This window comes from Sphingomonas bacterium, assembly GCF_903644055.1.
Lineage (GTDB): Bacteria > Pseudomonadota > Alphaproteobacteria > Sphingomonadales > Sphingomonadaceae > Sphingomonas_I.
This window is the reverse complement of record NZ_CAHJXD010000163.1, coordinates 1-10,693: the sequence shown is the minus strand read 5'-3', so window position 1 is coordinate 10,693 and position 10,693 is coordinate 1. Positions and strand designations below refer to the sequence as shown.

Sequence of the window (10,693 nt, the reverse complement as noted above, 5' to 3'; positions counted from 1 at the left end):
GCCAAGCATCGCGATGCTCGCAACAGCTAATGCGAATGACTAGCAACTTGCTCGCGCAGGCTGGACGATGGCCTCTCCGTGGTACGTCGATTAGGGGTGCGCGATGATAGAGGAAAAACTCGCTCTGGTGCGCTCGGCGCTGTTCCTGCCCGCGTCCAACCCGCGCGCGGTGGCGAAGGCACGCGCGCTCGCCGCCGATCTCGTCATCCTCGACCTCGAAGACGCGGTTCCGCCCGATCTCAAGGATCAGGCGCGGACGGCGGCGCGCGGTGCGGTGGAGCAGGACTGGGCGCCGCTGCTGGCGATCCGGCTCAACGCGGCGGACAGCCCCGAACATGCGCGGGATCTCGCGGCGCTCCAGGGCGTGACGCCCGACATCTTCGTCCTTCCCAAGGTCGAGCGCGCGACCGACGCCGCCGCAACCGTTGCCGCATCGGGCCGGCCGCTGTTGGCGATGATCGAGACGCCCGCCGGCCTTTACGCCGCGCGCGACATAGCGGCGGTCGAGGGCGTGGCCGGCCTGATCGCCGGCAGCAACGATCTTGCCGCCGAACTGCGGCTGCCGCCGGGGCAGGGGCGGGCCGGGCTGACGCTCGCCTTGCAGATGATCGTGCTCGCCGCGCGCGCCGCCGGGGGGATCGCGCTGGATGGCGTGTGGAACCGTCTCGACGATCTCGGGGGATTCGAGGCGGATTGCGCCGAGGGCAGGGCGCTCGGCTTCGAAGGCAGGACGCTGATCCACCCGGCGCAGATCGAGCCGTGCAACCGCCTGTTCGGGCCTACCGCCGATCAGCTCGACGACGCGCGTGCGTTGATCGAGGCGGCGACGGGGGGCGCCGAGCGCTTTCGCGGGCGGATGATCGAAGCGATGCACGTCGCGCAGGCGCGCCGGATCGTCGCGCGCGCGGGCAGGTAGCTGGCGCAGGCGGCGCGCGCTGCCTATAGGGAGCCGAATCCTCCAGCCATCAAAGGATTCGAATGATCGAACTCGGCCTGACTTTCGATGACGTGCTGCTCCGGCCCGGCGCGTCGGAAGTGCTGCCGACCGATGCCGATCCCCGCACCCGCGTCACGCGCGACATCGCGCTCAACATCCCCGTGCTCTCCGCCGCGATGGACACGGTGACCGAATCGGACATGGCGATCGTCATGGCGCAACTCGGCGGGATGGGCGTGCTCCATCGCAACATGGAGGTCGACGAGCAGGCGGCGGCGGTGCGCGCGGTCAAGCGCTTCGAGGCGGGGATGGTGGTCAATCCGATCACCGTCCATCCCAAAGCGACCCTGGCCGAGGCGTTGGCGCTGATGCAGCGGCATCGCATCTCGGGCATCCCGGTGGTCGAGGCGGACGGGCGCCTCGTCGGCATCGTCACCAACCGCGACGTCCGCTTCGCCGAGCGGATGGACCAGCCCGTCGCCGAGCTGATGACCAGCCAGAACCTCGCCACCGTGCCCGCGGGGGTGAAGCACGAGGAGGCGCGCCGCCTGTTGCACCAGCGCCGGATCGAGAAATTGCTGGTGGTCGACGATTCCTATCGCTGCGTGGGGCTGATCACGGTCAAGGACATCGAGAAAGCGGTAACCTATCCGACCGCCACCAAGGACGGCACGGGCCGCCTGCGCGTCGCCGCCGCGACCACCGTCGGCGACAAGGGCTTCGCGCGCACCGAGGCCTTGATCGACGCCGAATGCGATCTGATCGTCATCGATACCGCGCACGGCCATAACCGCGAGGTCGCGCGCGCGGTCGAACGGGTGAAGCGTATCTCCAATTCGGTGCAAGTGATCGCGGGCAACGTCGCGACCGCCGAGGCGACGCGCGCTCTGGTCGATGCGGGCGCGGACGGCATCAAGGTCGGCATCGGGCCGGGATCCATCTGTACGACGCGCGTCGTCGCGGGCGTCGGGGTGCCGCAGCTTACCGCGGTGATGGAAGCCGCCGAGGAGGCATGGAAGTCCGACGTGCCGGTGATCGCCGATGGCGGGCTGCGGACCAGCGGCGATCTCGCCAAGGCGCTGGCGGCGGGCGCCTCGTGCGTGATGGTCGGCTCGTTGCTTGCCGGCACCGACGAAGCTCCTGGAGAATCCTTTCTGTATCAAGGGCGTAGCTACAAGTCTTATCGCGGGATGGGGTCGGTCGGCGCGATGGCGCGCGGCTCGGCCGATCGTTATTTCCAGCAGGAGGTGCGCGACAGCCTGAAGCTGGTGCCCGAAGGGATCGAGGGGCAGGTGCCCTACAAGGGCGCGGCCAAGGAAGTGATCCACCAGCTCGTCGGCGGCATCAAGGCGGCGATGGGCTATACGGGTGCCGCGACGCTCGCCGACCTGCGCGAACGCGCGCGCTTCATCCGCATCACCAACGCCGGGCTCCGCGAAAGTCATGTCCACGATGTCGCGATCACCCGCGAGGCGCCAAACTACCCCAGCCTCGGCTGATCGCGCATGACGCCCGCCGCCCGGCTGCAAGCCGCGATCGAGATCGTCGACGAGGTCATTGCCGGCGCGCGAAGCGGAGGGGCTGCCGCCGATACGATCATCGCGCGCTATTTTCGCGATCGCCGTTATGCCGGATCGAGCGACCGCCGGGCAGTGCGCGAGCTGGTCTATGCCGCGATCCGGCGCGCGGGCGAAATCCCCGCAGATGGGCGAGCCGCGCTGATCGGTCTTATCGCCGATAATCCCGACCTCGCCGCTCTGTTCAACGGCGCGCCGCACGCCCCGGCACCGATCGGCATCGAGGAAGCGCCCGCCGCGGGATCACCGCTCCCCGCATGGCTGGAAAAGAAGTTGGCCGCCCGTCTGGACCCGAGCGAATTTCACGCATTGCTCGGCCGTGCGCCGCTCGACCTGCGCGCCAACCGTCTCAAGACCGATCGCGCTTCGCTGCTCGCGCAATTTCCCGAAGCCACCGCCGGCGTGCACGCGAGCGATGCGTTTCGCCTGCCGGAAGGCACCCAGGTCGATCGCCTGCCCGAATGGCGGGAAGGGCTGTTCGAAATCCAGGACGAGGGCAGTCAGTTGATCGTCGAGGCCTGCGCCGCGCGCGCCGGTCTGCTCGCGATCGATCTCTGCGCGGGGGGCGGCGGCAAGACGCTCGCGCTCGCCGCCGCGATGGCGAACATGGGGCGGCTGATCGCCTGCGACGTCGATCGCGGGCGCCTGTCGGGGCTGGCGCCGCGTGCCTCCCGCGCCGGCGCCACGATGATCGAGCAGCGTTTGATCGACGGCGGCAGGGAAAGGGAGGGGTTGGCGGATCTGGCCGCCGGTGCCGACCTCGTCCTCGTCGATGCGCCTTGCTCGGGAAGCGGCACTTGGCGGCGCAATCCCGAAGGCCGCTGGCGCTTGACGCCGGCGTCGCTCGATCGGTTGACGACGGTGCAGCGCCATGTGCTCACGCTGGGAGCGGAACTCGTCGCCGTGGGGGGAGCGTTGGTCTATGCGGTCTGTTCGCTGCTTCCCGAGGAGGGGGCGGGGCAGATCGATGCCTTCCTCGCGCGCCACCCCGATTTCCGCCCCGACCCGCTGGCCTTCGGGCGCGCATCCGGCGTCGGGCGGATGCTGACGCCGGCGCGCGACGGCACCGACGGCTTTTTCGTCGCGCGTCTCGTGCGTGCATGATAGGAGCCACGACCCAGCCGTTTCTGGAGAAGTTGATGCGTTTTTCCGCCCCCGCGCTCGCCCTCTCGCTGGCGCTCGCGACCTGGTCCTCCAGCGGTCAGGGTCAGCGTCCCGACAGCCAGATCGATGCGCGGAGCATGGCGATGCTCGGCGAAGCGCAGGCGGCCTATCGCGCGGGCAACTTCGCGGGTGCCGAGGACCTGCTCGAGACCGCGCTGGCGGTCGATCCGCGCAATCGCGGCGCCTATGTCGCGATGGGGCAGGTCGCTACCGCGCAGGCGCTGCCCGGCAAGGCGATCCGTTTCTATCGCGCGGCGCTGACGCTGGAGCCCAACGATCTCGCGGCGCTTTCAGGCGAGGGCATCGCGATGGTTCAGAAGGGCGCGGTCGATCCGGCGCGCGCCAATCTTCAGCGCATCCGCACCCTGTGCAAGGGCGATTGCCCGCCCGCGATGACGCTGGCGGCGACGATCGCCAAGGGCCCTCCGGCGCCGGTCGTCGCCGCGCAGAACGCGAATGTCGTGCCGCCCAAGGGCAAGGAAGCCGCGACGGTCAAGCCGCGGTAGCGCGGTCGAGCAGCCGCGCGATCGCGACGAAATCCGCGACGCTCAGCGTCTCGGCGCGGCGGGCCGGGTCGAGCCCGAGTTCGGTGAGCGCGTCGAGCGCCCCGGGAAGGCCCTTGAGGCTCTGGCGCAGCATCTTGCGCCGTTGGCCGAACGCCGCCTCGGTCAGGCGCTCCAGCGTCCTGCCGCGCACGTCGGGGGGTGCTTCACCGGGTTCGATGTGCACGACCGCCGAGGTGACCTTGGGCGGCGGCACGAACGCGGCGCGGTTGACGGGGAATGCGATGCGCGCGCGCGACCGCCATTGCGCCAGCACCGCGAGCCGCCCGAACGCCGAACCTCCCGGCTGCGCGACGATCCGCTCGGCGACTTCCTTCTGGAACATCAGCGTCAGCGAGGCCCACCACGGCGGCCAGTCTCCCGCGTTGAGCCAGCGCACCAGCAACGCCGTGCCGACATTGTAGGGCAGGTTGGCGACGATATGCGCGCCGCGTCCAAGCGTCGCGGCCTCGTCGATCGCCATCGCATCGCCCGCTATGACGTCGAGTTGCCCCTGGGCCGCGCTCGCAAGCTCCGCCAGCGCGGGCAGACAGCGGCGATCCCGTTCGACCGCCGTCACCCGCGCGCCCGCCCGCAACAGCGCGCGCGTCAGCCCACCCGGACCGGGGCCGACCTCGTAGACGCGCTGCCCTTCGAGCGAGCCCGGCACACGGGCGATCCGATCGAGTAACTGGCCGTCGAGCAGGAAATTCTGGCCGAGGCTCTTTTCGGCGCTGAGACCATGGCGCGCGATCACGTCGCGCAGCGGTGGCAGATCGGAAGGAAGCGTCACGCCGCGATCATGAAGCGCGGGCGCGATGCTCCGCGCATTCGCCCGCCATCCGGATCGCCGCGATCATCGCACCGGGATCGGCGATGCCCTTGCCGGCGATGTCGAAGGCGGTGCCATGATCGGGCGCGGCGCGGACGATGGGCAGGCCGAGCGTCACGTTGACGCCCGAATCGAAGTGAAGCGTCTTGAGCGGGATCAGCGCCTGATCGTGATAGAGGCAGAGCGCGACATCATATGCGGCGCGGCCGCGCTCATGGAACATCGTGTCGGGCGAAAGCGGGCCGATCACCTCCATCCCTTCCTCGCGCAGCCGCTCGATCGCCGGCGCCACGATCTCGATTTCCTCACGCCCGAGCGCGCCGCCTTCGCCCGCGTGCGGATTGAGGCCCGCCACCGCGAGCCTTGGCCGTTCGATCCCGAAGTCGCGGATCAGCCCGCGCTCCACCGTGCGCGCGCGCGCCAGGATCAGATCGACCGACAGCAGATCGATCGCCTCGCGCAACGGCATGTGCATCGTGATCGGCACGGTGCGGAGCGTCGGCCCCGCGAGCATCATCGCGACATTGGCGCGCGAGACGCCGCAGCGCTCGGCGACGAATTCCGTCTGCCCCGGATGCGTGAAGCCGATTTCGTACAGGCGCGCCTTGGCGACGGGGCCGGTGACGATCGCCGCCGTCGCGCCGGATCGCGCCAGCCCCACCGCCAGCTCGAGCGCATCGAGCGCGCAGCGCGCACCCGCGACATTGGGCTCGCCCGGAGCGATATCGCCGGCGTCCTCGACCTGGATGATCGGCAACGCGTCCGCGAACGCCGCGAGCGCCTCGTCGGGACCGGAAATGCAGGCGATAGGACCTTGCCACACCGCCTCGATCGAACGCGCATCGCCGACCGCGAAGAAGGGCTGCAATCGTTCGGTATCGCGCCGCTCCCACGCCCGCGCGACGGTCTCCGGCCCAATTCCCGAAGGATCGCCAAGCGAGATGGCGAGCGGCAACATCAGCCGATCGCCCGATCGATCCGCGCGCGATTAGCGATATTCAATGACCGCATCGCGCCTGAGATCGCGCAGATAGCGGCGCGCGCGCAGATTGACGCGCTCGTCCTGCATTTGCGACTGGATTTCGTCGAAGCTCGGCAGGCCGGCGGGCTCGGGATCGTCGCGGCCGCAAAGAACGAGCGCGCGGATGCCCTCGGTCAGCGATCCGAACGGCGGGGTCGCCTCGCCGACGCGCAGCTCCAGCATGATGTTCTGCAGCGCGAGCGGCAGATCGCGAACGTGAAGCTGATCGTTGGAAATGACCTCGGCGCCGATCTTCGCGCCCACCGCCTCGGCGCCGCCGCAGCCTTGCAGCGTCTTCAGCGCTTCGCTGAACTCGCGGAGTTTCGGCTCCACGGCCTCCCGGGTCGCGCCGCTGGGGAGATTGACGGTGATCTGCTTGAGCGAAAGCGTCGCATCGCGCGGATCGGCGGACAGGACGGTCCGCCGATCGATCAGCGCGATGATCGAAAAACCGCCGTTTACCGCAACGGGCTCGCTGATCTGACCGACCTGGATTTGCTGGACGACCGCCGAAAGCTGTTCCGGCAATTGTTCGGCGCGGACCCAGCCGAGATCGCCGCCGACCGCCTTGGTCGAGGCTTCCGAATATTCGTGCGCATAAGCGACGAAGGACGAACCGTGGCGGATCTTGTCGACGAGATCGTTCGCGCGCGCCAGCACCTGCGCCTGATTGACCGGATTGGCCGAAAGATAGATTTCGCCGACATGATATTCGGCGGCGCCCTTGGAAGCCTTGAGCCGCGCGAGGACCTGATTGACCTCGTCGTCGCTGACGTTGACGAACGGCTCGACCTCGCGCCCGAGCAGGCGGCGCCAGGCGAGTTCGCCCTCGATCTGCCGCTTCATCGACGCTTCGGAGGTTCCCTTCGATCGCAGGAAGCCCGTGAAGCCGCCCGGCTGCTGCTTGAACTGCGCGGATACGCGCGCGTAGGTCTGATCGATCTCGTTCGGATCGACCTTGATCTTGTTGGCCGCGGCCTCCTGAATCTCCAGCGTCTCATCGATCATGTTGGAGAGCACTTGCAGACGGAGCTGCTTGCGCTCTTCCTCGGCGGGGTTGGTCTTGTTGGCGGCAAGGACCAGCGCGAGCCGTTGATCGACATCGGTATCGGTAATGATCGCGCTGTTGACGATCGCGGTGGCCCGACGGATGGAAGGATCCTTATGCTCGAGTATGGTGACGTTGGCCGGAAGGTTGAGCGCCGCCTCGTTGGCATCGCCGGGATCGGCCTGCTGCGCGATCGCGGCACCCGCCGCCGCCAGCCCCAATATTCCGGCCGCCGCCACGGCCATGCGCCTCCCTGCTCCGATCACTTCATCCCGTCCGTTCGATTGTTGCGGAAGTCGCCGCCCTGGGCTCCGGCGGCTGAACCCCTGCTTAGCGCCCGATGTTCTTCAAGGCCAGCCGGAAGCTGAACGTGTTGCCGCGTCGCGCATCGCCGATCGGATCATAGTCGCGCCGCCACGATATGCCGAGCGAGATGCACTCATTCTCGTAGGTCAGGCCCAGCCGCTCGCGCACGGGCTGGAAGCCGTCGCTCGTCGATCTCGGGTCCTGAGACCTGGTCGTGAGGTCGATCACCGTCGATCCGTAGACCGACCAATAACGCGTGATCTGCAATCGTCCGCCGAGCCGCAGTTCCTGCCGGTCGCGCAGATCCTCCAGCGATGGATCGATGTCGCGATCGAGCAGCAGGTAGCCGACGAGCAGATAGGTGCGCTTGGTGCCGAAGGTCGCGTCGATCTCGTTGCGGTGGAGCGAGAGCGTATTCTTGTCGAGCCGGAAACGCTCGGTCACCTCGATCCACGAGCCATATTTCACCGTGACGCGCCCGACATAATCCGAGAAGCGGCCCGATAGGCCGGTGCCCTCGGGCAGGATCGAAGGCTCGGTCGTCAGCCGATAGCTCTGCCCCAGCTCCGCGTGCGCATCGAGCCTGGGGCGCTGAAAATTCCACTCGGCGCCGTAGGTAACGCGGCTGCCGTCCTCCCAGCGATCGTAGCCGGAGAAGCGGTTGATCGCGAAAAGGTTGGTATCCTCCAGATCGACCGCGCGCGAATCCTCGTCGGGAATGGCGAGGTTGCGGGTCGGGGGGGTGGCGACGAATTGGACGCGCGGGATGATCTGCTGCGTTCCACCCCATAGCGATCCGATCAGCGGCCAGCGCATATCGGCGGCGGCGGCCGCGATCCCGCGCCCCTGCCAGCCGGGCAGACCGCGATAGGCGACGGTGCTGGTCTGGCCGACCTGATCGGTATGATAGACGTCCGCCCGCGCCAGCGCGGTGAAGGTGATCTCCTGGCCCAGCGGTGTCAGCTTGCGCAGATCCCACCGGGCCAGCGCAAAGGCGCGCTGCGTATCCTGCCCGCCGGTGCGCGTGAGCGCGAGGCTGTTGAGCTGGAGCTGGACGACACCGCCGAGCAGGGGATCGCCGATCCGGCGGCGATAATCGATCGCCGGCAACGCGATCGGCTGCTGCCGCTGCCGCTCGCTCGCTCGCACGGTCTGCACGAACCACCCCGCGATCGAAAGATAGCTGTCGCCGTCGATGCGATCGAGCTCGATCGTCGAGCGCAGCCGATCGTCGTTGCTGATCGCGTAGCGCCGCATGAAGGTCTTGTCGGTCTCGCCACGCAACTCGCCGCTCAAGGTCCAGTAAGGGCCGAACTGGTAGGTGCCGTGCGCATCGATGTAGCCGCGGATGGCGCGATTCCTGTCGAGACTTTCGTTGGTCAGCACGGCGGGCAGGCGCGACCCATAGGTGATCATGCCGTGCGTCTCGAACGCGCCCTTGGTATCGAGCTGGCGATAGTCGACCTCCAGCGCGGGCAGCACCGCGCTGAATAGATGCGGCGTGATCGTGATGTCGCGGTTCGGGCCGAGCGTCCGATAATAAGGCAGCTCCAGCTCGGCGCCAGTCGTCCGGCTGTATTGGAAGTTGGGCAGCAGCAGCCCCGATCCGCCGCCGCCCTGCTGCGATCCATCGGGATGCGAGAAGGCGGGCAGCCAGAGGATCGGCACGCCGAACAGATTGAAGCGCGCATCCTTGTAGAAAATGCGATGCTTGTTGCCGTCGTGAACGATGCGCAGCGCGGTGATCTGCCAGGAAGGCTTCTTGGGGCAGCCATCGTCGCCGGTGACCCGGCATGGCGTATAGGCGGCGTGATCCAAGGTCTCGACATTGTCCTTGCGCACGCCATGCCGCGCGGCGAGGCGTCCGCCATCGGCGAGGACGAGAAGCATATTCTCGACGATGCCGTTCTTCATGTCGTTGCCGAGCACCGCGCTGTCGCCATAGGCGGTGTCGCCGGCCGAATTGATGCTCGCGACATTGCCGGTCGCGGTCACCTGGCCCGTCTTGCGGTTCCACACGATCCTGTCGGCGCGCAGCCGGCTGCCGCCGCGGAGCATGCGCACGTCGCCGGTGGCGGTGACGATATCGGCGTCGTCATCGTAATCGAGCGCATCGGCGGCGAAATTGACCTGATCCTCGATGCCGCTGGCGGGGAGGCCCGCCGCGCCGGACGCCGGCGGCGCGACGGCGGGGGTCTGGAGCTCCTGACCGAAGGCGGGCGCGGCCATGGATGCGATCCATGCGACGCCCGCAAGCGCAAACGCGCGCAGGCGCACTGCTTTTGCCCCTTTCATCGGCCGCGCCCTATCGCAGCGTTCGGACACCCGCAATCGTCGCCGCGATCACCCGCGCCTCGGCTCGTCGCCTAACTGCTTTGACAGCGGGGGTGCCGGGCCTAAGAGGCGCCTTTCCTCGCGAAAGGCCGATGCTTGCTCACGATAGGTTTCGCCGTTGACCGTCCCGCCGCCAAGCATGTTCTGGTGCTGCCACTCCTCTCCTCCGAGGGTGCTGCGAGGGCGCTTCCCGCCACGCTGAAGGGCGGCGAACCTTTGTTGCTCGCGGCGATCGATGCCGCCCGGTTCAGCGCCGAGCCCGGCTCGCTTGTGGAGCTGCACGTCGCCGAGGGTGACGGCGTCACGCATCTGCTGATGGTTGGCATCGGCGGCGCGCGCGATGGCTTCAAGGCCGGCGGCGCGATCGTCCAGCGGCTGCTGACCTCCGGCGCGACCAGCGCGGCGGTCGATCTCACGCACATCGCCGCCGCCGATCGCGCCACGCTCGCCGCCGCGATTGCCGAGGCCGCGAGCCTGCGAAGCTGGCGGCAGGATGCCTACCGCACCAAGCTTCCCGAAAAGCAGAAGCCCAGCCTGACCCTGCTGACGATCGTCGCCGGCGACCGCGTGGAGGAGGCCGAAGCCGCCTGGGCCCCGCGCAAGGCGGTGGTCGAGGGCGTCGCCTTCACGCGGATGCTCGTCACCGAGCCCGCCAACCTGCTGTATCCGCAGAGCTTCGTCGAACATGCCTTGTCGGGCCGCGAACTCGGGCTCGAGATCGAGGTGCTGGGCGAGGAGGAAATGCGCGCGGCGGGAATGGGGGCGCTGCTGGGCGTCGCGCAGGGCTCCGAGCGCGAGGCGCAGTTGCTGGTGATGAAGTGGGACGGCACCGGCGGCGCGGTCCAGGAGCCGACCGCCTTCGTCGGCAAGGGCGTCACCTTCGATACCGGCGGCATCAGCCTCAAGCCCGGCCCCGGCATGGAGGACATGAA

General features: G+C 68.4%; 9 protein-coding genes. 5 read left to right on the top strand and 4 right to left on the bottom strand.

The window, feature by feature from the left end:
• The first annotated feature begins 103 nt into the window (after positions 1 to 103).
• The 4 genes from HUU94_RS07120 to HUU94_RS07105 all read left to right on the top strand — a co-directional run bounded on the left by HUU94_RS07120 (position 104) and on the right by HUU94_RS07105 (position 4,184).
• Positions 104 to 916: an HpcH/HpaI aldolase/citrate lyase family protein gene (locus HUU94_RS07120; protein ID WP_174274402.1), complete on the top strand. Its 813-nt coding sequence runs from the start codon at positions 104 to 106 to the stop codon at positions 914 to 916.
• Positions 917 to 978: 62 nt separating this feature from the next.
• The gene (guaB, locus tag HUU94_RS07115) at positions 979 to 2,436 is read left to right on the top strand and encodes an IMP dehydrogenase (protein ID WP_174274401.1); all 1,458 of its coding nucleotides are present in this window, start codon (positions 979 to 981) and stop codon (positions 2,434 to 2,436) included.
• Between the two features lie 6 nt (positions 2,437 to 2,442).
• Positions 2,443 to 3,618, top strand: a complete 1,176-nt coding sequence (locus tag HUU94_RS07110) for an RsmB/NOP family class I SAM-dependent RNA methyltransferase (RefSeq protein WP_174274400.1) — start codon at positions 2,443 to 2,445, stop codon at positions 3,616 to 3,618.
• A gap of 35 nt (positions 3,619 to 3,653) precedes the next feature.
• Positions 3,654 to 4,184 carry a tetratricopeptide repeat protein gene (locus tag HUU94_RS07105; RefSeq protein WP_174274399.1) on the top strand — a complete coding sequence of 177 codons (531 nt, stop codon included), beginning with the start codon at positions 3,654 to 3,656 and terminating at the stop codon, positions 4,182 to 4,184.
• Here the strand turns inward: HUU94_RS07105 and rsmA are convergent.
• The 4 genes from rsmA to HUU94_RS07085 all read right to left on the bottom strand — a co-directional run bounded on the left by rsmA (position 4,171) and on the right by HUU94_RS07085 (position 9,656).
• The gene (rsmA, locus tag HUU94_RS07100) at positions 4,171 to 5,013 is read right to left on the bottom strand and encodes a 16S rRNA (adenine(1518)-N(6)/adenine(1519)-N(6))-dimethyltransferase RsmA (protein ID WP_174274398.1); all 843 of its coding nucleotides are present in this window, start codon (positions 5,011 to 5,013) and stop codon (positions 4,171 to 4,173) included. The two genes, HUU94_RS07105 and rsmA, sit on opposite strands and share 14 nt — an antisense overlap.
• Positions 5,014 to 5,020: 7 nt before the next feature.
• Positions 5,021 to 6,010 carry a 4-hydroxythreonine-4-phosphate dehydrogenase PdxA gene (pdxA, locus tag HUU94_RS07095; protein ID WP_174274397.1) on the bottom strand — a complete coding sequence of 330 codons (990 nt, stop codon included), beginning with the start codon at positions 6,008 to 6,010 and terminating at the stop codon, positions 5,021 to 5,023.
• 30 nt (positions 6,011 to 6,040) lie between these two features.
• Positions 6,041 to 7,366, bottom strand: coding sequence for a peptidylprolyl isomerase (locus tag HUU94_RS07090; protein WP_174274396.1), 1,326 nt, complete (start codon positions 7,364 to 7,366; stop codon positions 6,041 to 6,043).
• Positions 7,367 to 7,451: 85 nt separating this feature from the next.
• On the bottom strand, positions 7,452 to 9,656 hold the full coding sequence (locus tag HUU94_RS07085; protein ID WP_254602016.1) for an LPS-assembly protein LptD: 2,205 nt from the start codon (positions 9,654 to 9,656) through the stop codon (positions 7,452 to 7,454).
• Between the two features lie 201 nt (positions 9,657 to 9,857).
• On the opposite strand from HUU94_RS07085, the gene HUU94_RS07080 reads away from it, so the two are divergent.
• Positions 9,858 to 10,693 (top strand): M17 family peptidase N-terminal domain-containing protein (locus HUU94_RS07080; protein WP_302480186.1); only part of this gene is annotated, 836 nt, incomplete at its 3' end.